We start from the raw sequence: 23453 nt of genomic DNA, 5'->3' as shown, positions 1-23453 counted from the left end.
TAAGTTCAAGGTCGGGGCGCACCGATGGCGCCACCACCTCAACGGTATTGGAGAAAGACGTTGTCTCGCCCTAACTGGTCACGCAATGCCTGAATCAGGCCATCCGCCGGGTCGATCTTCCAGCTGTCGCCCAGTTGCAACAGGGCCTTGGCGTCGGGACCGGTGTACTCCATGGTGATCGGGCAGGCGCCCCGGTACTGCTTGAGCAGCTCGCCCAGCCAGCGTAGCTCATTGACCTTGAGCGCAGCGCCCTGGACCTTCAGGCGCAGGCTCTCGGCCAGGTTGGTGCGGGCATCCTCCATGCTCATCACCCGCTTGACCCGCAGGCGCAGGCCGCCGGAGAAGTCGTCGTTGCTGACTTCACCTTCGACCACCACCATCGCATCGGTCTGCAACAGCGACTGGGCCGACATGAAGGCATCGGCGAACAGCGAGGCCTCGATCCGCGCCGAGCGGTCGTCGAGGGTGATGAAGCCCATCTTGTCGCCCTTCTTGTTCTTCATCACCCGCAGGGCAATGATCATCCCGGCCACGGTCTGGGTATCACGTGCCGGCTTGAGGTCGATGATGCGCTGACGGGCGAAACGGCGGATCTCGCCTTCGTACTCGTCGATCGGGTGACCGGTCAGGTACAGGCCCAGGGTGTCCTTCTCGCCACGCAGACGATCCTTCAGGGTCAGTTCGCGGGCGTTGCGATGGCTGGCGTAGACATCGGCGTCCTCCTCGACGAACAGCCCGCCGAACAGATCGGCATGGCCACTGTCGGCGGTGCGGGCAGTCTGCTCGGCGGCCTTGATCGCTTCCTCCAGGGCCGACAACAGCACCGCACGGTTGCGGTCGATGTTGGCCTGGTAGGCCTTGAGCTCGTCATGGAAGTACGGCCCCAGGCGATCCAGCGCACCGCTGCGGATCAGCGCGTCCAGGGTGCGCTTGTTGATGCGCTTGAGGTCGACCCGTTCGCAGAAGTCGAACAGGTCCTTGAACGGCCCGCCTTCGGCGCGGGCCTCGACGATGGCCTCCACCGGCCCCTCGCCCACGCCCTTGATCGCCCCCAGGCCATAGACGATACGGCCATCGTCGTTGACCGTGAACTTGAAGTCGGAGTTGTTCACATCCGGCGAGTCGAGGCGCAGCTTCATGCTGCGCACTTCCTCGATCAGGATCACCACCTTGTCGGTGTTGTGCATATCCGCCGAGAGCACCGCCGCCATGAACGGCGCCGGATAGTGGGTCTTGAGCCAGGCGGTCTGGTAGGAAACCAGGCCGTAGGCGGCCGAGTGCGACTTGTTGAAACCGTAGCCGGCGAATTTTTCCACCAGGTCGAAGATGTTGCCCGCCAGGTCGGCATCGATGCCGTTGTTGGCGCAACCTTCGATGAAGCCGCCTCGCTGCTTGGCCATTTCCTCGGGCTTTTTCTTACCCATCGCCCGGCGCAGCATGTCCGCACCGCCGAGGGTGTAGCCGGCCATCACCTGGGCGATCTGCATCACCTGTTCCTGATACAGGATGATGCCGTAGGTCGGCGCCAATACCGGCTTGAGCCCCTCGTACTGATAGTCGGGGTGCGGATAGGCCAGCTCGGCACGGCCGTGCTTGCGGTTGATGAAGTCGTCCACCATGCCCGATTGCAACGGGCCCGGACGGAACAGGGCCACCAGTGCGATGAGGTCTTCCAGGCAGTCGGGCTTGAGCTTCTTGATCAGCTCCTTCATGCCGCGGGATTCGAGCTGGAACACCGCCGTGGTTTCGGCTTTCTGCAGCAGCTCGTAGGTCTTCTTGTCATCCAGCGGGATGAAGTCGATATTGACGTCGGGCAGGTTGTGCTTGGCCTGCTCGCGATTGATCGTCTCCATCGCCCACTTGATGATGGTCAGGGTCCGCAGACCCAGGAAGTCGAACTTCACCAGGCCCGCGGCCTCGACGTCATCCTTGTCGAACTGGGTCACCAGGCCGCCACCCTCTTCGTCACAGGCGATCGGCGAGAAGTCGGTGAGCTTGGTCGGCGCGATCACCACGCCACCGGCGTGCTTGCCGGTACCGCGGGTGACGCCTTCGAGCTTGAGGGCCATCTCCCAGATTTCCCGGCCATCCTCGTCGGTCTTGAGGAAGTCACGCAGAATCTCTTCCTGCTCGTAGGCCTTTTCCAGGGTCATGCCGACTTCGAAGGGAATCATCTTCGACAGGCGGTCGGCCAAGCCGTAGGACTTGCCCTGGACCCGCGCCACGTCCCGCACCACCGCCTTCGCGGCCATGGTACCGAAGGTGATGATCTGGCTCACCGCGTTGCGGCCATAGGCCTCGGCCACGTAGTCGATCACCCGGTCGCGGCCGTCCATGCAGAAGTCGACGTCGAAGTCGGGCATGGAAATACGCTCAGGGTTGAGGAAACGCTCGAACAGCAGGTCGTAGGCCAGCGGATCGAGGTCGGTAATCTTCAGCACGTAGGCGACCAGCGAACCGGCACCCGAGCCCCGGCCAGGGCCCACCGGCACGCCGTTGTTCTTGGCCCACTTGATGAAGTCCATCACGATCAGGAAGTAGCCGGGGAAACCCATCTGGATGATGATGTCCAGTTCGAATTTCAGGCGATCCAGATAGACCTGGCGCTTTTCCTCGTAGTTGGGCGTGGTCTCCCTGGGCCAGAGCACCGCCAGGCGCTCTTCCAGGCCTTCGTGGGACACGTGGCGCAGGTAGTCGTCGATGCCCATGCCGTTGGGTGTCGGGAAGTCGGGGAGGAAGTACTTGCCCAACTGCACCGTGATATTGCAGCGCTTGGCAATCTCCACGGTGTTTTCCAGCGCCTCGGGCAGGTCGCTGAACAGCTCGGCCATTTCCTCGGCGCTCTTGAGGTACTGCTGGTCGCTGTAGTTGCGCGAACGCCGAGGGTCATCCAGGGCGCGACCTTCGCCGATGCACACGCGGGTCTCGTGGGCATCGAAGTCGTCCTGCTTGATGAAACGCACATCGTTGGTCGCCACCAGCGGCGCACCGATCCTGTCGGCCAGGGCCACGGCGGCATGCAGGTGTTCCTCGTCATTGACGCGGTTGGTGCGCTGCACTTCCAGATAGAAACGATCCGGGAAGATCGCCATCCACTCCAGCGCCAGGGCTTCGGCGATCTCCGGGTTGCCGGCGATCAAGGCCATGCCGATCTCGCCTTCCTTGGCCGCCGACAGCATGATCACGCCTTCGGCGGCCTGTGCCACCCACTCGCGCTCGATGATGATCAGGCCATTGCGCTGGCCATCGGTGTAGCCACGGGAGATCAGCTCGGTGAGGTTACGGTAGCCCACGGCATTCATCGCCAGCAGGCTGAGGCGGCTCAGCGGCGCTTCGGGATCCTTGTTCGACAACCACAGGTCGACCCCGCAGATCGGCTTGATCCCGCCGCCCATGGCAGCCTTGTAGAACTTGACCAGGGAACACATGTTGCTCTGGTCGGTCACCGCCACCGCGGGCATGCCCATGCCGTTCAGGGCCTTGACCAGCGGCTTGATCCGGACCAGGCCGTCGACCAGGGAGAACTCGGTGTGCAGGCGCAGATGAACGAATGAAGCCGACATAGTGATCCTGTCCAAATCTTTGAAAACAACAAGGCCCGGATTGTACCGGGCCTTGGCTAAAACATCAGTAGGCTAGCGCCCTTCGCGGGCCTCCCAGGCCAGCCGCACGGGCGCGAACGAACGCCGGTGGATCGGCGTCGGGCCCAGGCGGATCAGGGCATCCAGGTGCACCGGCGTCGGGTAGCCCTTGTGCCCGCCGATACCGTAGCCGGGATAGATTTTTTCGAAAGCACTCATTTCACGGTCGCGGCTGACCTTGGCCAGGATCGACGCGGCAGCAATCGCCGGCACCTTGCTATCACCCTTGACCACCGCCTCCGCCGGCATCGCCAGCCTAGGGCAACGGTTGCCGTCGATCATTGCCAGGCGGGGCTGGATATGCAGCCCCTCGACCGCCCGCTGCATGGCGAGCATGGTCGCGTGGAGGATATTCAGTTCGTCGATTTCCTCGACCTCGGCCCGGGCGATGCACCAACTCAAGGCCTTTTCCTGAATCTCGTCGAAGAGTTTTTCACGCCGGGCCTCGGTCAGCTTCTTCGAGTCATTCAACCCGAGGATCGGGCGACCCGGATCGAGGATCACCGCGGCCGTCACCACCGCACCGCAAAGCGGACCACGACCGACCTCATCGACACCGGCTACCAGCTCTCCGGCATCGGCCACCAGGGAAAAATCCAGTCCCATCTGCATCTTGGCATTACTCATACGGGTTTTGCGATCAACGCCAGCACCGCCTCGGCGGCCTGGTTCGAAGCATCCAGACGCAAGGTCCGGTGAATCTCGTCGAAACTGCGGGTCTGCTCCTCGCCACCCTCGATCAGCGGCGACAGGGTTTTCGCCAACGCCTCGGGCGTGGCGTCATCCTGCAGCAACTCGGGCACCAACAGGCGCTGGGCCAGCAGGTTGGGCAAGGAAATATAGGGGCTTTTCACCAGACGCTTGAGAATCCAGAAGGTCAACGACGCCAGGCGATAGGCAACCACCATCGGCCGCTTGTACAGCAGCGCCTCCAGGGTCGCGGTACCGGACGCGATCAACACCGCGTTACAAGCCGCCAGGGCCTTGTGGGACTGGCCGTCGAGCAGGGTCAACGGCAAGTCGCGTCCGACCAGCAACGCCTCGACCTGGGTACGCCGTTGCGGGCTGGCACAGGGCATGACAAAGCGGATACCGGGATCAGTGGCGCGCAAACGCTCGGCCGCATCGAGGAACAAGGCGCCAAGCCGTCCGACCTCACCGCCACGGCTGCCGGGCATCAGCGCCACCAGCGGGCCATCCGGCAAACCGAGCTCGGCACGGGCAGCCGCGCGATCGGCCTCCAACGGAATCGTATCGGCCAGGGGGTGGCCGACGAATCGTACCGGCACACCCTTCTCTTCATAGAAGCGCGCTTCGAACGGCAGCAGCGTCAGCATCAGGTCGCAGCCTTCGCGGATCTTCAGCACCCGCTTCTGACGCCAGGCCCAGACGGATGGACTGACATAGTGCACGGTTCTGATCCCGGCACGGCGCAGCTTGAGTTCGATATTGAGGGTGAAGTCGGGGGCATCGATACCGATGAACACATCCGGCTGCTCGGCGATCAGCGTCCGGATCAGCAGCTTGCGCCGCTTCAGCAGCTCCGGCAGGCGTCCGAGCACTTCGACCAGCCCCATCACCGACAGGCGTTCCATGGGGAAATAGGAAACCAGCCCCTCAGCCTCCATCAATGGCCCACCCACCCCGATGAACTCGGCATCGGGATGACGGGCCTTGAGTGCACGCATGAGGCCGGAGCCGAGAATGTCGCCGGACGCTTCGCCGGCGACCAGCGCAATACGCAGACCGGCCATGATCAGCGGGTGATGCCGCGGGTCGAGGACTGGATCGATTCGAGAAACACCGCCACCTCAGGATACTGAGCGGCAGGCTCGACCAGTTCGGCAATCGCCTGCTCCACGGTCAGGCCCTGGCGATAGACCACCTTGTAGGCACGGCGCAGCGCATGGATCGCCTCCTCGCTGAAACCACGACGGCGCATGCCCTCGAAGTTCATGCTGCGGGCCTCGGCCGGGTTGCCGAACACCGTGACATAGGCGGGAACGTCCTTGCCGATGGCGGTGCCCATCCCGGAAAAGCTGTGGGCACCGATATGGCAGAACTGATGCACGAGGGTGTAGCCGGAAAGGATCGCCCAGTCGTCGACGTGCACATGCCCGGCCAACGCGGTGTTGTTGACCAGGATGCAATGGTTGCCGATCACGCTGTCATGGCCGATATGGGCATAGGCCATGATCAGGTTGTGGTCGCCCAGGGTGGTTTCCGAACGGTCCTGGACAGTGCCCCGATGAATCGTCACGCCTTCGCGGATGACGTTGTGGTCACCAATGACCAGGCGAGTCGCCTCGCCCTTGTATTTCAGATCCGGGGTATCTTCGCCTACCGAGGAAAACTGGTAGATGCGGTTGTGCTTGCCGATCCGGGTCGGGCCCTTGAGGATCACATGCGGCCCGATCACTGTCCCCTCGCCGATTTCCACACCTGCGCCGATGATCGACCAGGGGCCGACCTCGACACCTTCGGCCAGAACGGCCGTCGGATCGATGATTGCACGAGGGTCAATCAGACTCATACTGCCCGTTCCGCACAGGTAATCTCGGCCGAGCAGACTGGCTTGCCATCAACCAGCGCGCGGCATTCGAACTTCCAGATAGTGCTCTTGCGGCTGGAGAACTTGGCTTCGAGAACCAGTTTGTCTCCCGGCACCACAGGCTGGCGGAAGCGCAGCTTGTCGGAACCGACGAAGTAGTACAGGGTGCCGTCGGCAGGCTTCGCTCCCAGCATCTTGAAACCCAGGATACCGGCAGCCTGAGCCATGGCTTCGATGATCAGCACGCCCGGCATGATCGGATGCGCCGGGAAGTGACCATTGAAGAACGGCTCGTTGATGCTGACATTCTTGTAGGCACGAATGCTCTTGGCCTCGAAATCCAGTTCCTCCACCCGGTCCACCAGCAGGAACGGGTAACGGTGAGGCAGATATTCGCGAATCTCGTTGATGTCCATCATTTCGTGGGGAAGCCTGTAGTAAAGATGGGGAGCACACCCCGGCAGGGTGAGCTCCTCTAGCAAATCAAGGAGGCAGTCTAACGACTACTTGATATGGAAATGGTATCAGCCTTCAGATGAAGCATGCGCGTCCGGGGTCACGTTCCCGACACGTTTTTCCAACTGCCGCAGCCGCCGCGACATGTCGTCGAGCTGACGAATGCGGGCCGCACTCTTGCGCCATTCGGCCGCTGGCTGCATCGCCGTGCCGGAAGAATAGGCACCTGGCTCGGTAATCGAGTGGGTCACCATGGTCATCCCGGTCAGGAACACGTTGTCGCAAATCTCGATATGCCCCACCAGCCCGACACCGCCGGCGAGCATGCAGTGCTTGCCGATCTTGGTGCTGCCGGAAATGCCGCAGCAGGCGGCCATGGCGGTGTGATCCCCCACTTGAACGTTATGGGCGATCTGGATCTGGTTATCGAGCTTGACGCCGTTGCCCAGGATCGTATCGGCCAATGCGCCACGGTCGATGGCGGTATTCACGCCGATCTCCACATCGTCGCCGACCAGCACACCGCCGATCTGGGCGATCTTGTTCCAGACACCCTTTTCATTGGCGAAACCGAAACCTTCGCCACCGAGCACGGCGCCCGACTGGATGACCACGCGCTTGCCGATGCGCACATCGTGATACAGGGTCACCCGTGGAGCCAGCCAGCCACCCTCGCCGATCTCGCAACGCGCACCGATGAAGCAGTGGGCGCCGATGGTGACGCCCGCGCCGATGCGCGCACCGCTCTCGATCACCACGAAGGCGGCAATGCTCGCCGTCGGGTCGACCGTTGCATCCTCGGCCACCACGGCGCTCGGGTGAATACCGGCAGCCGCCTTGGGTTTCGGATCGAACAGGTGCGAAATTCGCGCATAGGCCAGGTAGGGATCAGCCACCACCAGGGCATCGCCGGCATAGCCTTCGGCATCAGCGGCCTTGAGCAGAACCGCGCCAGCCCGGCTGTCCAGGAGGTACTTGCGGTATTGGGGGTTTGCCAGGAAGCTCAATTGAGCTGGGCCGGCCTCCTGCAAGGTGGCCAGCCCAGTGATTTCCTTCTCCTCGGAACCACGCAGGGTGGCACCGAGGATCTCGGCCAGCTGGCCGAGCTTGATAGTCGCAGTCATGGGTTACTTCAGCTGGTTCATGCGCTCGATGACTTGGCGAGTGATGTCGTACTGAGGTTTGACATCGATCACCGCGCCACGCTCGAACACCAGGTCGTAGGCACCTTTCTTGATGACTTCTTCCACGGCGCTGTCCAGCTTCGGCTTCAGTTGCTTGAGCATGTCGCGATCGGCAACGGCCTTGGCTTCGTTCAGTTCCTTGGACTGGAACTGGAAGTCACGGGCCTTTTGCTTGAACTCGAGCTCCAGACGCTCACGCTCGCCTTGCTGCATCTTGTCGCCACCGCTGACCAGACGATCCTGGATACCCTTGGCGCTGCTTTCCAGAGCCTTGAGCTTGGTCAGTTGCGGGCCGAATTTCTTCTCGGCATCCACGGCGTACTTCTTGGCCGCATCGGATTCCAGCAGGGCCATCTGATAGTTCAGCACGGCGATTTTCATTTCGGCAAAGGCCGGGGTCGCTACCAGAACGCTTGCCAGCAGCACCAGTTGGGTCAACTTACGCACGATAAACTCCTACAAAATCCATTGTCATTAGCTGGGGGCAGAACCTTAGAAGGTCTGACCGAGGGAGAACTGGAACACCTGAGTTTCGGCGTTGTCCGGCTTCTTCACGGGCATCGCCAGGGCAAAACTCAACGGACCCAGCGCTGTGACCCAGGTCACCCCAACACCCACGGAGCTGGCCAGGTTGCTGAAACTGATGTCGTTGCACTGCGTCTGCGACAGCGTGCCGTTGGTGTTCTTGACCTGTTCGCACTTGGAGTCGAACACGTTACCCACGTCCCAGAACAGTGAGGTCCGCAGGGAACGCTGGTCCTTGACGAACGGCAGCGGGAACAGCAACTCGGCACCACCCTGGATCAGCACGTTGCCACCGAACGGCAGCGGGTCGTTGTCCGAGTCGGCGATGGTACCCACGTTGCCGGTCACGCCCACGCCACGGCTCGGCGTACCGCGCGGACCGAGGGTGCTGTCCTTGAAGCCACGGACCGAGTTGAAACCACCAGCATAGTAGTTCTCGTAGAACGGCAGGCCATGGGTGGAGCCATAACCGTCGCCATACCCCAGCTCGCTATGGAAGCGCATGGTGTAGGTGTCGGTCAGAGGCGTAAACACCTGGCCACGATAGTCGAGCTTGAAGAACGACAGGTCGCTACCCGGCGTTGTGGTTTCCAGGGTCAGGCTCTGGGAGTGACCACGGGTTGCCAGTACGCCCTTGTTCAAGGTCGACTCGGACCAACCGGCCGATGCCTTGAAGTTCAGGTAGTTGCTGCCGTTCTCGTTGACGAAGTTGAAGATCTCGTCGACGGTGTACAGACCGGTCTTGATCTTGTCCTGCTGTGCGGTCAGGCCGAAGGTCAGACGGGAAGTCTCGCTGATCGGGTAGCCCACGCTCACACCGGCACCCAGGCTGTCCACCGCATAGCTCGCTACGTCGACGTCGAGGTCCTTGTAGTCGGTGGTGCGGTAGAACACGTTGTAGCCCAGGCTGACGCCATCGGCGGTCCAGTAGGGGTCAACGTAGCCGAAGTTGTAGCGGCTCTGGTATTCGCTGCGGGTCAGGCCGATGCTGACCTTGTTACCGGTACCGAGGAAGTTGTTCTGGGTGATCGAACCACCGAGGATCAGACCGGCGCTCTGGGCGAAACCGACGCTGGCGGTGATCGAACCGGAGGCCTGCTCTTCCACGGCGTAGTTCACATCGACCTGGTCATCGACACCCGGCACGGCTGGCGTCTCGACGTTGACTTCCTTGAAGAAGCCCAGGCGCTCCAGACGGGTCTTGGACTGGTCGATCAGGTAGGTCGAAGCCCAGCCGCCTTCCATCTGGCGCATTTCCCGACGCAGCACTTCGTCCTCGGACTTGGTGTTGCCACGGAAGTTGATACGGTTCACGTAGGCACGCTTGCCCGGATCGACCACGAAGGTGATGTCGACGGTGTGGTCATCGTCGTGCGGCGTCGGTACACCGTTGACGTTGGCGAAGGTGTAGCCGTCGTTACCCAGGCGGCGGGTGATCAGTTCGGAGGTGGTGGTCATCAGCTTGCGCGAGAACACCTGGCCCGGCTCGACCAGCAGCAGGGACTTGACCTGGTCCTCAGGCACCTTCAGGTCACCGCTGAGCTTGACGTCGCGGACCTTGTACTTCTGGCCTTCGGTGATGTTGACGGTGATATAGACGCTCTTCTTGTCCGGCGTGATCGACACCTGGGTCGAGGCGATATCCATGTTGATATAGCCGCGGTCCAGGTAATAGGAACGCAGGCGCTCCAGGTCACCGGAAAGTTTCTCACGGGCGTACTTGTCGTCGTTCTTGAAGAACGACAGCCAGTTGGTGGTCTTGAGTTCGAACAGGTCGGTCAGGTCGTCGTCCGGGAATACCGTGTTACCCACCACGTTGATGTGCTGGATCGCGGCAACGGTACCTTCGTTGATCTTGATCTTCAGGCCGACGCGGTTACGGGGTTGTGGCACCACTTCGGTCTCGACCTCGGCCGAGTAGCGGCCCTGGGCGACGTACTGACGCTGCAGTTCGTTACGCACGCCTTCGAGGGTGGCGCGCTGGAAGATCTCGCCTTCGGCCAGGCCGGACTGCTTCAGCCCCTTCATCAGGTCGTCAGTCGAAATTGCCTTGTTGCCTTCGATATCGATGCTGGCCACGGAAGGTCGCTCGACCACCGTGATGACCAGGACGTTACCGTCGCGCCCCAGCTGGATATCCTGGAAGAAACCGGTTTTGAACAGCGCACGGGTGGACTCCACCAGGCGACGGTCATCCGCTTGATCCCCGACGTTCAACGGCAACGCACCGAACACGCTACCGGCGGATACCCGCTGGAGGCCGTTGACACGGATATCGGAGATAGTGAAGGACTCGGCGTGAACTTCGGCGATCATCAATACGGTGAGAACCGCAGTTAGCAGCAGACGTTTCATGAAGTCCTTTCTTATTCCAACTGGCAATAAACAAACTGCCGCAAGATGCGGCAGATTCGCAATTTTAGCGACGCGTTACAGTCGACCCAGATCGTTGACCAGGGCAAGCAGCATGACCCCGACCACCAAACTGATACCGATCTGTACCCCCCAACCTTGTACTCGCTCCGACAAGGGGCGACCACGTGCCCACTCGATCAGATAAAACAGCAAGTGTCCCCCATCCAGTACCGGGATGGGCAACAGATTCAGAACCCCCAGGCTGATGCTCAGATAAGCAAGGAAATTCAGGAAATCAGCGACGCCCGACTGGGCTGAAGCGCCCGCCACTTTAGCAATGGTTATCGGTCCGCTCAAGTTTTTTACCGAGAGCTCGCCGAACAGCATTTTCTTCAGGGAATCCAGGGTCAGGACACTCATGGTCCAGGTACGCCTGGCACCCTCGCCGATCGCCGCAACGGGCCCGTAGCTGACTTCGCGAAGCATCTGCGGCGGCCAATCCGCGGCCTTGACGCCCGCCCCCAGGTAACCGGTGGCGGCCTTGCCTTCACCGCGGGACGCCAGGGTTACGGGGAGGTCGATTTGAGCACCATCGCGCTCGACATGCAGCACAATTTTGGTATCAGGGCGTATACGCACCCAGTCCACCACCTGCTGCCAGTCATTGACCGCCTCGCCATCCAGTGACAGCAGACGGTCACCGGTCTTCAGGCCGGCGGCCTGGGCCGGACCTTTCGGGTCGAGTTCTGCCAGCAGCGGCGGCAGGGCCGGACGCCACGGGCGGATTCCCAGGGACTTGATCGGATCCGGCTCGTCGGCACCCTGCAGCCAGCGATCCAGCGCCAGCTCACGCGTAGAGTCGACGTCCGAGCCCGCCTCGCGGACCTGCAACCGCAACGTACCGCTCTCACCCAGGCGACGCACGAGTTGCAGATTGACGGCAGACCAGCCGGCGGTTGGCTCACCGTCGATCGAGACGATTTCCTGGCCTGCGGCCAGACCGGCCTTCGCGGCGATACTGCCGGCCTCGACAGCGCCGATGACCGGACGGACCTGCTGGCTGCCGAGCATCGCCAGCACCCAGAAGAAGCTGATAGCCAGGAGGAAGTTGGCAATCGGACCGGCGGCAACGATAGCGATGCGCTGACGTACCGTCTTGCGATTGAACGCCTGGTCCAGCTCGTGCGGCGCGACAGGCGCCTCGCGCTCGTCGAGCATCTTCACGTAGCCGCCCAGCGGAATGGCCGCCACGACGAACTCGGTTCCCTGGCGATCATGCCAGCGCAACAGCGGCGTACCGAAGCCCACGGAAAAACGCAGCACCTTGACGCCGCAACGGCGTGCCACCCAGAAGTGACCGAATTCATGGAAAGTGACCAGCACCCCCAATGCCACCAGGGTGCCGACGATCATATAGAGTGCGCTCATCTACTTTCTCCGCAATCCTATCAAGTGCCGCATCGCTCGGACGCCCAGCCAGACTCAGCGTCGGTTGCGACTCAACCACTGCTCGGTCAATGCCCGTGCCTTGGCATCCGCTGCGAATACCGCGTCGAGTTCATCGACCGCGACAACAGGTTCCAGATTCAACACTTCTTCGATGATACTCGCGATCTCGGGGTAGCGGATGCGCCGTTCGAGAAATGCCGCGACCGCCACCTCGTTGGCCGCATTGAGCATCGCCGGCGCGCTGCCGCCCGCCTCGGCAGCCGCCCGTGCCAGACGCAGGCAGGGGAAGCGCTGTTCGTCCGGGGCCTGGAAGTCCAGGCGTGCCACGGCAAACAGATCCAGCGGCGCCACACCGGAATCAATACGCTCAGGCCAGGCCAGTGCATTGGCGATCGGCGTACGCATATCGGGATTGCCCAACTGGGCAAGCACCGAACCATCGATGTAATCGACCAGGGAATGAATCACACTCTGCGGATGAATCACCACCTCGACCTGATCCGGCCGCGCATCGAACAGCCAGCAGGCTTCGATCAACTCCAGGCCCTTGTTCATCATGCTGGCCGAGTCGACCGAAATCTTGCGCCCCATGGACCAGTTGGGGTGGGCACAGGCCTGATCGGGCGTGACATGCTCAAGATCGGCCAGAGGCGTCTGCCGAAACGGCCCGCCGGAGGCGGTCAGCAGAATCCGACGCACCCCTACAGCGCCAAGACCACGGGCGAAATCCCCTGGCAGGCACTGGAAGATCGCATTGTGCTCGCTGTCGATCGGCAACAGCACCGAACCGCTCTTGCGCACCGCCTGCATGAACAGCGCACCGGTCATCACAAGCGCTTCCTTGTTCGCCAGCAGAATCTTCTTGCCGACCTCGACCGCCGCCAGGGTCGGACGCAGGCCTGCGGCCCCCACGATCGCCGCCATCACGGTATCGACCTCGGGATGCGAAGCGACCTCGCACAATCCCTGCTCGCCAACCAGAACCTCGGTCGACAGGCCGGCAGCGCGCAGTTCGTCCTGCAGGCGGCGGCCAGCGAGCGCATCTGGCACCACCGCAAAGCGCGGACGATGGCGAACACACAGGGCCAGCAGCTCGGTGAGGCGAGTGAAACCGCTCAAGGCGAACGCCTGGTAACGCTCCGGATGCCGGGCAATCACATCCAGCGTGCTCAAGCCGATGGAGCCGGTGGCTCCCAGCACGGTAACCTGTTGTGGACGGCTCACGATGCAGCGATCCACAGCAGCACAGCGAACATCGGGATAGCGGCGGTCAGACTGTCGATACGGTCGAGCACACCACCGTGCCCTGGCAGCAGGTTGCTGCTGTCCTTGACTCCCGATTGACGCTTGAACATGCTTTCGGTCAGGTCACCGACCACCGATACGAAAACGATGATCGCCGCGCCCATCAGGCTCGCGATAACCTGGCCCAGGCCCCAGCCGGAAACCAGGCCGAATACCGCGGTGATCGCCAGGCTCAGCGACAGGCCGCCATAGACGCCCTCCCAGCTCTTGCCGGGACTCACCGCCGGCGCCAACTTGCGCTTGCCGAAGGCCTTGCCGGAGAAATAGGCGCCGATATCGGCGCCCCAGACCAGAATCATCACCGCCATGATCAGCCAGTTGCCCCGGCCCGACGCATGCTGCTTGATCTCGATCAGCCCCTGCCAGGCCGGCAGCAGGATCAGGAAACCGATCACCAGCTTGCTCGCCGCGCTCGACCAGCGTGCACTGGACTGCGGATAGGTCAGCACCAGGTAGGTCGCCAGCCCCCACCACAACACCGACGCACCCAGCACCCAGGGCGCCAGGTTCGGCAGGATGTACATGAAGAACAGCAGGACCGCGACCAGCGCGGCATACGCCACCCGGGCCGGCTGCGCGTCAAAACCTGCCAACCGCGCCCACTCCCAGGCCCCGAGCGTCACGACCACGCCGATGAACAGCGCGAAACCGGAGCCCGAAAGCAGGAAGAAACCGCACAGGGCGATAGGCAGCAGGACAAGTGCGGTGATGATGCGTTGCTTGAGCATTAAACCCGGGCTCCAGCTTCGACCTGCTCGCTCGTCTTACCGAAACGACGCTGGCGGGAAGCGAAATCAGCCAGCGCGTTGCGCATGGCATCGTGTTTGAAGTCCGGCCAGAACAGGTCGGAGAAATACAGCTCGGCATACGCCAACTGCCACAGCAGGAAGTTGCTGATCCGATGTTCGCCACCGGTGCGGATGCACAGGTCCGGCAACGGCAGGTCGCCGGTGGCCAGGCAGGTCTGCAGCAGATCCGGGGTGATATCGTCCGGGCGCAGATGCCCGGCCTGCACCTCACGGGCAAGACGCTGGGCAGCCTGGGCGATATCCCACTGCCCGCCGTAGTTGGCGGCAATCTGCAGAATGAAACGATTGCTGCCCGCCGTCGCGGCTTCCGCCTCGCGCATCGCCGCCTGGAGTTCAGGGTGGAAGCGCGAGCGGTCGCCGATGATCCGCAGGCTGATGTTGTTGTCGTCGAGGCGCTTGGCTTCGCGCCGCAACGCCTTGAAGAACAGGTCCATCAAGGCGCTGACTTCGTCGGCGGGGCGCTGCCAGTTCTCACTGGAGAAGGCGAACAGGGTCAGCACCTCGACCTTGGCCTCGGCACACACCTCGATCACCGCCCGCACCGCATCGACACCGGCCTTGTGACCGGCGACGCCAGGCAAGAAACGTTTCTTGGCCCAGCGATTGTTGCCATCCATGATGATCGCCACGTGGCGCGGCACCGAGGACAGCACAGCCTGCTTGGTCTTTTCCATTGAAGGTGTCCTGACCCTTATACGGCCATCAGGTCCTTTTCTTTTTCTTCGGTGGCCTTGGCGATCTGGGCTTCGAATTCCTTGATCAGCTTGTCGATTTCAGCGCCGGCGCGGCGTTCTTCGTCTTCGCTGATTTCCTTGTCCTTGGCCAGCTTCTTCAGGTCACCCAGCACATCACGACGGATATTGCGCACCGCAACCCGTGCGTCTTCCGCGGCGGCACGCGCCTGCTTGGTGAAGCCCTTGCGGGTTTCCTCGGTCAGTGGCGCCATCTTGATCAGCAGCAACTCGCCCAGGTTGGTCGGGTTGAGGTTCAGGCCGGCACTGCCGATGGCCTTGTCGATGGCACCGAGCATGTTGCGCTCGAACGGCACGACCTGCAGGGTCTGGTTATCTTTCACCGTTACGTTGGCAACACCGCTCAAAGGCGTGTCGGTACCGTAGTAGGGGACCATCACGCTACCCAGGATGCTTGGGTGGGCCTTGCCGGTACGGATTTGGCCAAATGCGTGGGCCAGAGACTCCAGGGACTTCTGCATGCGCACCTGAGCGTCTTTCTTGAGTTCGTTGATCATTGTACGCCTTCCTCGACCAGGGTTCCTTCAGCGCCGCCATGTACGATGTTCAGCAGGGCGCCGGGCTTGTTCATGTTAAATACGCGCAACGGCATCTTGTGATCGCGGCACAGGCAGATAGCGGTCAGATCCATGACACCCAGCTTGCGATCCAGCACCTCGTCATAGGTCAGATGATCGAACTTCTCGGCATGCGGGTCCTTGAACGGATCTGCGGTATAGACGCCATCGACCTTGGTTGCCTTGAGCACCACGTCGGCATCGATTTCGATCGCCCGCAGGCAGGCTGCCGAATCCGTAGTGAAGAACGGATTACCGGTACCGGCCGCGAAAATCACCACTTCCTTGGAGTTGAGGTGGCGCATGGCCTTGCGGCGATCGTAGTGATCGGTCACACCGACCATGGAAATGGCCGACATCACGATGGCTGAGATATTCGCACGTTCCAGCGCATCGCGCATCGCCAACGCGTTCATCACGGTCGCGAGCATGCCCATGTGGTCGCCGGTGACGCGATCCATGCCGGCAGCGCTCAGTGCGGAACCGCGGAACAGGTTGCCACCGCCGATCACCAGACCGACCTGCACACCGATACCGACCAGTTGACCGACTTCCAGCGCCATGCGATCCAGGACCTTCGGATCGATCCCGAACTCTTCCGAGCCCATCAGGGCCTCGCCGCTAAGCTTGAGTAGAATGCGTTTATAGCGAGCTTGATAACCACTGCCCTGCTGAGCCATTGCGAATCTCTCCTGCGGCGTTATAAAAATTCTTGCGAGCTGTTTTGCAGCCTGCTAACTCTAGCTTGGCGCTGCTACAGCGCCATCAGAACACAGCTTTGTAAGCCGGTTCCGACGAGAGAAAGAGAAAACCTTCCTCCCATTTGAAAAGAGGCTGCGCGCGTAAGCGGGCAGCCTCTTCGGGGCGACAGACGGGTCTGTCTTACTGCTTGGCGGCAGCTACCTGGGCAGCAACTTCTTCAGCGAAGTTGTCAACCGGCTTCTCGATGCCTTCGCCGACCTTGAAGTAGGTGAAGGAAACGATTTCAGCACCGGCTTTCTTGGCCAGTTCGCCAACCTTGACTTCCGGGTTCATGACGAAAGCCTGCTCGACCAGCGAGGCCTCGGCCAGGAACTTCGAGATACGACCCTTGATCATGTTCTCGACGATGTTTTCCGGCTTGCCGGCGATCTTGTCGGCGTTCAGTTGCAGGAAGACGCCCTTCTCGCGCTCGATGGCCTCGGCCGATACTTCCGACGGCAGCAGGAACTCAGGGTTCGAAGCGGCAACGTGCATGGCGATGTTCTTGGCCAGCTCGACGTCACCACCTTTCAGAACGACGGTTGCACCGATCTTGTTACCGTGCAGGTAGGCACCGACAACGTCACCTTCAACGCGCGCCAGGCGACGGATGTTGACGTTCTCGCCACACTTGGCAACCAGGGCCTCACGAGCGGCTTCACGCGAAGCGATCAGCGGAGCGGCGTCGGTCAGCTTCTGGGCGAAGGCTTCTTCCAGGCTTTCGCTGACGAAAGTCTTGAAGTCGTCCTGCAGGGCCAGGAAGTCGGTCTGCGAGTTCACTTCCAGCAGGACGGCGGCCTTGCCGTCGGTCTTGACGGCGATAGCGCCTTCAGCAGCGACGTTGCCAGCCTTCTTGGCGGCCTTGATGGCGCCCGAGGCACGCATGTCGTCAATGGCTTTCTCGATGTCGCCGCCGGCCTTTTCCAGGGCCTTCTTGCAATCCATCATGCCTTCGCCGGTACGCTCGCGCAGTTCTTTGACCAGCGCCGCAGTAATTGCTGCCATTTCAAAATTCCTCTTGGATAGGTTATCAACCATTCCACCCGATCGAACGGGCGTTCAATTCTTCCCGAATCACCCTTGTTAGCAGCTGCACATTACAGACGCTGTAGCGGCGCGCAGACAAATGGTTTTCGAGGTGGCAAAAAGGGGGCCAAGCCCCCTTTTTGCTTACTGAGTCAACGCCAGGGCGTCAATTACTCAGCTGCAGCCTGAGTTTCTTCAACGAAGACTTCAGTGCCGCCAGCAACGTTGTTGCGGCCACGGATAACGGCGTCAGCCATCGAACCCATGTACAGCTGGATGGCGCGGATGGCGTCATCGTTGCCTGGGATGATGTAGTCAACGCCTTCCGGGCTGCTGTTGGTATCGACTACGCCGATGACCGGGATGCCCAGCTTGTTGGCTTCGGTGATCGCGATGCGCTCGTGATCAACGTCGATGACGAACAGTGCGTCAGGCAGACCGCCCATGTCCTTGATACCGCCCAGGGAACGATCCAGCTTTTCCAGATCGCGAGTGCGCATCAGCGCCTCTTTCTTGGTCAGCTTGGCGAAGGTACCGTCTTCGGCTTGCACTTCGAGGTCGCGCAGACGCTTGATGGAAGCACGGATGGTCTTGAAGTTGGTCAGCATGCCGCCCAACCAGCGGTGATCGACGTACGGCGAACCGCAACGTACTGCTTCTTCAGCGACGATCTTGCCGGCGGAACGCTTGGTGCCGACGAACAGAATCTTGTTTTTGCCCTGAGCCAGACGCTCTACGAACGCCAGAGCGTCGTTGAACATAGGCAGGGTTTTTTCAAGGTTGATGATGTGAATCTTGTTGCGCGCACCGAAAATGTACTTGCCCATTTTCGGGTTCCAGTAACGGGTTTGGTGACCGAAGTGCACACCGGCCTTCAGCATATCGCGCATGTTGACTTGGGACATGATAGTTCCTTGATAAGTCGGGTTTGGCCTCCACGTATCCCAATGACCAACCGATCGGCAGCAAGGCCGAAGGCACCCAGGTCATCGTGTCGACACGTGTGTGGATTTAGGCTTTTCGGGGCTATCCCCGGAAAGCGGCGCATTTTATATCACAAGGCCGCTGAAAACGGAACCCGGATTCGCATATCCCGCCTGCAGCTTTTGCGCCACCCTTGGATTCGCGCCAGAATGCCCCATCCTTGTGAAGAGAAGCGATGCCCGGACGTCATGATTTGCTCCGTCCGTCTGTTAGAATCGCATTTTTCAGGGTTCCGGAAGGCAATACTCCGTTAACGGATGTTGCCGCCGTCGACCTTTTTCCGTGTTTACCTGCGCCTGAGCGCATAGAGAGCCCGTATGACCGTCACCCTCAAGACTCCCGAGGACATCGCCAAAATGCGCATCGCCGGGAAACTGGCCGCCGATGTACTGGAAATGATCGGTGAGCACGTCAAGCCCGGCGTCACCACCGAGGAGCTGGACCGCATCTGCCACGACTATATCGTCAACGTGCAGCAGGCCATCCCCGCCCCCCTCAACTACAAGGGTTTCCCCAAGTCGATCTGCACCTCGATCAACCATGTGGTCTGCCACGGCATCCCCAGCGACAAGCCGCTCAAGGATGGCGACACCCTGAACATCGACGTCACGGTGATCAAGGACGGCTACCACGGCGACACCAGCAAGATGTTCCACGTCGGCACCGTGCCGGTCTGGGCCGAGCGCCTGTCCCAGGTGACCCAGGAGTGCATGTACAAGGCGATCGAGATCGTCAGGCCCGGCTGCCGCCTGGGCGACATCGGCGAGATCATCCAGAAGCATGCGGAAAAGAACGGTTTCTCGGTGGTTCGCGAGTTCTGCGGCCACGGCATCGGCAAGGTATTCCACGAAGAGCCGCAGATCCTGCACTACGGCCGTGCCGGCACCGGCATGGAACTGAAGGCCGGCATGACCTTCACCATCGAACCGATGATCAACCAGGGCAAGGCCGACACCAAGGTGCTGGGCGACGGCTGGACCGCGATCACCAAGGACCGCAAGCTCTCGGCACAATGGGAACACACCCTGCTGGTCACCGAAACCGGCTACGAGATCTTCACCCTGCGCAGCGACGATACCATCCCGCGCACCTCTGCCTGATCCATTAAAGGAAACCCGAACGATGCCGCAGGTGGACCCCGAACTCTTCGACCGTGGCCAGTTCCAGGCGGAACTGGCCCTCAAGGCCAGCCCCATAGCGGCATTCAAGAAAGTCATCCGTCGCGCCCATGAGGTTCTCGACGAACGCTTTCGCAGCGGGCGCGACATCCGTCGACTGATCGAGGATCGCGCCTGGTTCGTCGACCACATCCTGCAGCAGGCCTGGGAACAGTTCGACTGGAGCGAAGATGCCGATATCGCCCTGGTGGCGGTTGGCGGCTACGGTCGTGGCGAACTGCACCCCTACTCGGACATCGACCTGCTGATCCTGCTGGACAGCGCCGATCATGAGATCTTTCGGGATTCCATCGAGCGCTTTCTGACCCTGCTGTGGGACATCGGCCTGGAAGTCGGCCAGAGCGTCCGCTCGGTGCAGGAATGCGCCGAAGAGGCGCGGGCCGACCTGACCGTCATCACCAACCTGATGGAAAGTCGCACCATCGCCGGCCCCGAGCGCCTGCGCGAGCGCATGCTCGAGGTCACCAGCACCGAGCACATGTGGCCGAGCAAGGATTTCTTCCTGGCCAAGCACGCCGAACAGAAGGCGCGCCACCACAAGTACAACGACACCGAATACAACCTGGAGCCCAACGTCAAGGGTTCTCCTGGCGGCCTGCGGGACATCCAGACGATTCTCTGGGTCGCCCGCCGCCAGTACGGCACCCTGAACCTGCGGGCGCTGGCCGGCGAAGGTTTCCTGGTGGAAAGCGAAAACATCCTGCTGGCCTCCTCCCAGGAGTTTCTCTGGAGGGTCCGCTATGCGTTGCACATGCTCGCCGGACGCGCCGAGGACCGCCTGCTTTTCGATCACCAGCGCAGCATCGCCGGACTGCTGGGGTTCCAGGGCGACGACGCCAAGCAGGCCGTCGAGAACTTCATGCAGCAGTACTACCGGGTGATCATGAGCATCGCCCAACTCAGCGAGCTGATCATCCAGCACTTTGCCGAAGTCATCCTCGCCCCGGAAGACGAAGCGCCGCCGCAACCGTTGAACTCGCGCTTCCAACTGCACGATGGCTACATCGAGGCGAGCAACCCGAACGTGTTCCGCCGCGCGCCATTCGCCATGCTGGAAATCTTCGTGCTGATGGCCCAGCAACCGGAAATCAAGGGGGTGCGCGCCGACACCATTCGCCTGCTGCGCGAACATCGCCACCTGATCGACGACGACTTCCGCAACGACATCCGCAACACCAGCCTGTTCATCGAGCTGTTCAAGTGCAGGATCGGCGTACACCGCAACCTGCGCCGGATGAACCGCTACGGCATTCTCGGCCGCTACCTGCCCGAGTTCGGCGACATCGTCGGGCAGATGCAGCACGACCTGTTCCACATCTATACCGTCGATGCGCACACGCTCAACCTGATCAAGCACCTGCGCAAACTGCAGTACACCCAGGTTTCCGAGAAATTCCCGCTGGCCGCCAAGCTCATGGCCAAGCTGCCCAAGCCCGAGCTGATCTACATGGCAGGGCTCTACCACGACATCGGCAAGGGCCGGCATGGCGACCATTCGGAACTCGGCGCGATCGATGCCGAAGCCTTCTGCAAGCGCCACCAACTGCCCGCATGGGACAGCCGCCTGATCGTCTGGCTGGTGCAGAACCACCTGGTAATGTCGACCACGGCCCAGCGCAAGGACCTGTCCGATCCGCAGGTGATCCACGACTTCGCGCAGATCGTCGGCGACCACGTCTACCTGGACTACCTCTACGTGCTGACCGTCGCCGATATCAACGCGACCAACCCGACGCTGTGGAACTCCTGGCGCGCCAGCCTGCTGCGCCAGCTCTACACCGAGACCAAGCGCGCCCTGCGTCGCGGCCTGGAAAACCCGGTGGACCGCGAGGAGCAGATCCGCCAGACCCAGAGTGCGGCCCTGGACATCCTGGTCCGCAACGGCACCGACCCGGACGACGTCGAACAGCTCTGGACACAACTGGGTGACGATTACTTCCTGCGTCACACCGCCGGCGACGTCGCCTGGCACAGTGACGCGATCCTCCAGCAGCCGGCCGATGGCGGGCCACTGGTGCTGATCAAGGAAACCACCCAGCGCGAATTCGAGGGCGGTACGCAGATCTTCATCTACGCCCCGGACCAGCACGACTTCTTCGCCGTGACTGTGGCAGCGATGGACCAGCTCAACCTGAACATCCACGACGCCCGGATCATCACCTCCAGCAGCCAGTTCACCCTCGATACCTACATCGTGCTGGACACCGATGGCGGCGCTATCGGCGACAACCCCAAGCGGGTCAAGCAGATCCGCGAAGGCCTGGCCGAAGCCCTGCGCAATCCCGACGACTATCCGACCATCATCCAGCGCCGGGTACCGCGCCAGCTCAAGCACTTCGCCTTTGCCCCGCAGGTGACCATCCACAACGACGCCCAGCGCCCGGTGACCGTGCTCGAACTGAGCGCCCCGGATCGTCCCGGCCTGTTGGCACGGGTTGGAAAGATCTTCCTGGAGTTCGACCTGTCGCTGCAGAACGCGAAGATCGCCACCCTGGGCGAACGGGTGGAGGACGTGTTCTTCATCACCGACGCGCAGAACCAGCCGCTGTCCGACCCGCAACTGTGCAGCCGTTTGCAGGACGCCATCGTCGAGCAACTGAGCGTCACCTCCGAACCGACTGTCGAACTGACCCGCCTGAGTATCTGACGGCGGGCCATGAACCTGATTCCGATTGAGAGCCGTACCCGATGAACAACGCGTTGAACCAGTTGCAACCCTACCCGTTCGAGAAACTGCGCGCCCTGCTCGGCGGCGTCAAACCCGCCGAGGACAAGCGTCCGATTGCGCTGTCCATCGGCGAACCCAAGCACCGCTCGCCAAGCTTCGTCGCCGAGGCACTGGCGGCCAACCTGGAGCAGATGTCGGTGTACCCGACCACCCTGGGCATCCCGGCCCTGCGCGAGGCGATCGGCACCTGGTGCGAGCGTCGCTTCAACGTACCGAGCGGCTGGATCGACCCGGCGCGCAACGTGCTGCCGGTCAATGGCACCCGCGAAGCCCTGTTCGCCTTCACCCAGACCGTGGTCAATCGTGGCGAAGACGCGCTGGTGGTCAGCCCCAACCCCTTCTACCAGATCTATGAAGGTGCCGCCTTCCTGGCCGGGGCCAAGCCACACTACCTGCCATGCCTGACCGGAAACGGCTTCAACCCGGATTTCGACGCCGTGCCCGCGGACATCTGGCAACGCTGCCAGATCCTCTTCCTCTGCTCGCCAGGCAACCCGACCGGCGCACTCATTCCCCAGGCGACCCTGGAAAAACTGATCGCCCTGGCCGACGAGCATGACTTCGTGATCGCGGCCGACGAGTGCTACAGCGAACTGTACTTCGACGAGCAGACGCCGCCACCCGGGCTGCTCAGCGCCTGCGTGGCCCTGGGCCGCAAGGACTTCAAGCGTTGCGTGGTGTTCCACAGCCTGTCCAAGCGCTCCAACCTGCCCGGCCTGCGCTCCGGTTTCGTCGCCGGTGACGCCGATATCCTCAAGGCCTTCCTGCTGTACCGTACCTACCACGGCTGCGCGATGCCGGTGCAGACCCAACTGGCCAGCGTCGCGGCCTGGAACGATGAAGTCCACGTCCGCGCCAACCGTGCGCTGTACCGGGAGAAGTTCGACGCGGTGCTGGAGATTCTCGCGCCCGTACTGGATGTGCAACGGCCGGATGGCAGCTTCTACCTGTGGCCGAATGTGCAGGGCGACGATGCCGAATTCTGCCGTGACCTGTTCGCCGAGGAACACGTGACCGTGGTGCCGGGGTCCTACCTGTCCCGCGAGGTCGACGGCGTCAATCCGGGCGCCGGCCGGGTGCGCATGGCCCTGGTCGCGCCGCTGGCCGAGTGTGTCGAGGCGGCGCAGCGGATCCGCGCCTTTATCGAGCGTCGCCAGGGCCAGGCGTAACAGGCCAGGGTGCGGGCGGGCCTGCCCGCTCGCACCGCACCCG

19 protein-coding genes are annotated in these 23453 nt (G+C 61.9%); 3 read left to right on the top strand and 16 right to left on the bottom strand.

Features of this window, described 5'->3' with window-relative positions; translation table 11 throughout:
- Positions 1-38 precede the first annotated feature (38 nt).
- From dnaE to rpsB, 16 genes are all read right to left on the bottom strand, one after another.
- Positions 39-3563, bottom strand: coding sequence for a DNA polymerase III subunit alpha (gene dnaE / locus ACMGT0_RS07335; RefSeq protein ID WP_416772010.1), 3525 nt, complete (start codon positions 3561-3563; stop codon positions 39-41).
- Between the two features lie 72 nt (positions 3564-3635).
- Positions 3636-4253: a ribonuclease HII gene (gene rnhB, locus ACMGT0_RS07330; RefSeq protein ID WP_054058481.1), complete on the bottom strand. Its 618-nt coding sequence runs from the start codon at positions 4251-4253 to the stop codon at positions 3636-3638.
- 11 nt (positions 4254-4264) lie between these two features.
- Positions 4265-5395 carry a lipid-A-disaccharide synthase gene (lpxB, locus tag ACMGT0_RS07325; protein ID WP_054061831.1) on the bottom strand — a complete coding sequence of 377 codons (1131 nt, stop codon included), beginning with the start codon at positions 5393-5395 and terminating at the stop codon, positions 4265-4267.
- Positions 5396-5397: 2 nt separating this feature from the next.
- The gene (gene lpxA, locus ACMGT0_RS07320; RefSeq protein ID WP_054058436.1) at positions 5398-6174 is read right to left on the bottom strand and encodes an acyl-ACP--UDP-N-acetylglucosamine O-acyltransferase; all 777 of its coding nucleotides are present in this window, start codon (positions 6172-6174) and stop codon (positions 5398-5400) included.
- Positions 6171-6611 (bottom strand): 3-hydroxyacyl-ACP dehydratase FabZ, encoded by a 441-nt coding sequence (gene fabZ, locus ACMGT0_RS07315; RefSeq protein WP_017906265.1) that lies wholly within the window; start codon positions 6609-6611, stop codon positions 6171-6173. Before fabZ ends, lpxA begins: the two co-directional genes overlap by 4 nt.
- A 105-nt stretch (positions 6612-6716) precedes the next feature.
- Positions 6717-7772, bottom strand: coding sequence for a UDP-3-O-(3-hydroxymyristoyl)glucosamine N-acyltransferase (lpxD, locus tag ACMGT0_RS07310; RefSeq protein ID WP_054058437.1), 1056 nt, complete (start codon positions 7770-7772; stop codon positions 6717-6719).
- 3 nt (positions 7773-7775) lie between these two features.
- A complete protein-coding gene (locus ACMGT0_RS07305; RefSeq protein WP_017906267.1) occupies positions 7776-8279 on the bottom strand; it encodes an OmpH family outer membrane protein in 504 nt (167 codons plus the stop codon).
- Positions 8280-8324: 45 nt separating this feature from the next.
- Positions 8325-10712, bottom strand: a complete 2388-nt coding sequence (gene bamA / locus ACMGT0_RS07300; protein WP_054058438.1) for an outer membrane protein assembly factor BamA — start codon at positions 10710-10712, stop codon at positions 8325-8327.
- Between the two features lie 75 nt (positions 10713-10787).
- Positions 10788-12140 carry a sigma E protease regulator RseP gene (rseP, locus tag ACMGT0_RS07295; RefSeq protein ID WP_054058439.1) on the bottom strand — a complete coding sequence of 451 codons (1353 nt, stop codon included), beginning with the start codon at positions 12138-12140 and terminating at the stop codon, positions 10788-10790.
- Positions 12141-12194: 54 nt separating this feature from the next.
- Positions 12195-13385 (bottom strand): 1-deoxy-D-xylulose-5-phosphate reductoisomerase, encoded by a 1191-nt coding sequence (ispC, locus tag ACMGT0_RS07290; RefSeq protein WP_054058440.1) that lies wholly within the window; start codon positions 13383-13385, stop codon positions 12195-12197.
- Entirely contained in the window at positions 13382-14194 is an 813-nt protein-coding gene (locus ACMGT0_RS07285; RefSeq protein ID WP_416772007.1) for a phosphatidate cytidylyltransferase, read from the bottom strand. Before ACMGT0_RS07285 ends, ispC begins: the two co-directional genes overlap by 4 nt.
- Positions 14194-14949: a polyprenyl diphosphate synthase gene (gene uppS, locus ACMGT0_RS07280; RefSeq protein ID WP_054058442.1), complete on the bottom strand. Its 756-nt coding sequence runs from the start codon at positions 14947-14949 to the stop codon at positions 14194-14196. The genes ACMGT0_RS07285 and uppS overlap by 1 nt, the downstream gene beginning before the upstream one ends.
- A 17-nt stretch (positions 14950-14966) precedes the next feature.
- Positions 14967-15524: a ribosome recycling factor gene (frr, locus tag ACMGT0_RS07275; protein ID WP_054058443.1), complete on the bottom strand. Its 558-nt coding sequence runs from the start codon at positions 15522-15524 to the stop codon at positions 14967-14969.
- Positions 15521-16264: a UMP kinase gene (gene pyrH / locus ACMGT0_RS07270; protein WP_017906274.1), complete on the bottom strand. Its 744-nt coding sequence runs from the start codon at positions 16262-16264 to the stop codon at positions 15521-15523. Before pyrH ends, frr begins: the two co-directional genes overlap by 4 nt.
- Positions 16265-16466: 202 nt before the next feature.
- Entirely contained in the window at positions 16467-17330 is an 864-nt protein-coding gene (gene tsf, locus ACMGT0_RS07265; RefSeq protein ID WP_054058444.1) for a translation elongation factor Ts, read from the bottom strand.
- A gap of 191 nt (positions 17331-17521) precedes the next feature.
- Positions 17522-18256, bottom strand: a complete 735-nt coding sequence (rpsB, locus tag ACMGT0_RS07260; RefSeq protein WP_017906276.1) for a 30S ribosomal protein S2 — start codon at positions 18254-18256, stop codon at positions 17522-17524.
- 396 nt (positions 18257-18652) lie between these two features.
- On the opposite strand from rpsB, the gene map reads away from it, so the two are divergent.
- From map to dapC, 3 genes are read left to right on the top strand one after another with little or no spacing between them, the layout of a single operon-like run.
- Complete coding sequence (map, locus tag ACMGT0_RS07255) at positions 18653-19435, top strand: type I methionyl aminopeptidase (RefSeq protein ID WP_054058445.1); 783 nt, start codon at positions 18653-18655, stop codon at positions 19433-19435.
- A gap of 22 nt (positions 19436-19457) precedes the next feature.
- The gene (locus ACMGT0_RS07250) at positions 19458-22160 is read left to right on the top strand and encodes a [protein-PII] uridylyltransferase (protein WP_054061834.1); all 2703 of its coding nucleotides are present in this window, start codon (positions 19458-19460) and stop codon (positions 22158-22160) included.
- A gap of 41 nt (positions 22161-22201) precedes the next feature.
- Complete coding sequence (dapC, locus tag ACMGT0_RS07245) at positions 22202-23410, top strand: succinyldiaminopimelate transaminase (protein WP_416772003.1); 1209 nt, start codon at positions 22202-22204, stop codon at positions 23408-23410.
- Positions 23411-23453 lie beyond the last annotated feature (43 nt).

The organism is Pseudomonas sp. RHF3.3-3 (assembly GCF_048069595.1).
Classification (GTDB): domain Bacteria; phylum Pseudomonadota; class Gammaproteobacteria; order Pseudomonadales; family Pseudomonadaceae; genus Aquipseudomonas; species Aquipseudomonas fuscovaginae_B.
Note: the sequence above shows the minus strand (reverse complement) of the source record. Positions and strands in the feature narration are given on the sequence as shown.

Bases quoted from the DNA above. Each gene is read 5' to 3' on its own strand.
- rseP (WP_054058439.1), bottom strand. From the start codon at position 12,140: ATGAGCGCACTCTATATGATCGTCGGCACCCTGGTGGCATTGGGGGTG.
- fabZ (WP_017906265.1), bottom strand. From the start codon at position 6,611: ATGATGGACATCAACGAGATTCGCGAATATCTGCCTCACCGTTACCCG.
- lpxA (WP_054058436.1), bottom strand. From the start codon at position 6,174: ATGAGTCTGATTGACCCTCGTGCAATCATCGATCCGACGGCCGTTCTG.
- pyrH (WP_017906274.1), bottom strand. From the start codon at position 16,264: ATGGCTCAGCAGGGCAGTGGTTATCAAGCTCGCTATAAACGCATTCTA.
- frr (WP_054058443.1), bottom strand. From the start codon at position 15,524: ATGATCAACGAACTCAAGAAAGACGCTCAGGTGCGCATGCAGAAGTCC.
- rpsB (WP_017906276.1), bottom strand. From the start codon at position 18,256: ATGTCCCAAGTCAACATGCGCGATATGCTGAAGGCCGGTGTGCACTTC.
- bamA (WP_054058438.1), bottom strand. From the start codon at position 10,712: ATGAAACGTCTGCTGCTAACTGCGGTTCTCACCGTATTGATGATCGCC.
- map (WP_054058445.1), top strand. From the start codon at position 18,653: ATGACCGTCACCCTCAAGACTCCCGAGGACATCGCCAAAATGCGCATC.
- dnaE (WP_416772010.1), bottom strand. From the start codon at position 3,563: ATGTCGGCTTCATTCGTTCATCTGCGCCTGCACACCGAGTTCTCCCTG.
- ACMGT0_RS07285 (WP_416772007.1), bottom strand. From the start codon at position 14,194: ATGCTCAAGCAACGCATCATCACCGCACTTGTCCTGCTGCCTATCGCC.
- lpxB (WP_054061831.1), bottom strand. From the start codon at position 5,395: ATGGCCGGTCTGCGTATTGCGCTGGTCGCCGGCGAAGCGTCCGGCGAC.
- dapC (WP_416772003.1), top strand. From the start codon at position 22,202: ATGAACAACGCGTTGAACCAGTTGCAACCCTACCCGTTCGAGAAACTG.
- tsf (WP_054058444.1), bottom strand. From the start codon at position 17,330: ATGGCAGCAATTACTGCGGCGCTGGTCAAAGAACTGCGCGAGCGTACC.
- uppS (WP_054058442.1), bottom strand. From the start codon at position 14,949: ATGGAAAAGACCAAGCAGGCTGTGCTGTCCTCGGTGCCGCGCCACGTG.
- lpxD (WP_054058437.1), bottom strand. From the start codon at position 7,772: ATGACTGCGACTATCAAGCTCGGCCAGCTGGCCGAGATCCTCGGTGCC.
- rnhB (WP_054058481.1), bottom strand. From the start codon at position 4,253: ATGCAGATGGGACTGGATTTTTCCCTGGTGGCCGATGCCGGAGAGCTG.
- ACMGT0_RS07250 (WP_054061834.1), top strand. From the start codon at position 19,458: ATGCCGCAGGTGGACCCCGAACTCTTCGACCGTGGCCAGTTCCAGGCG.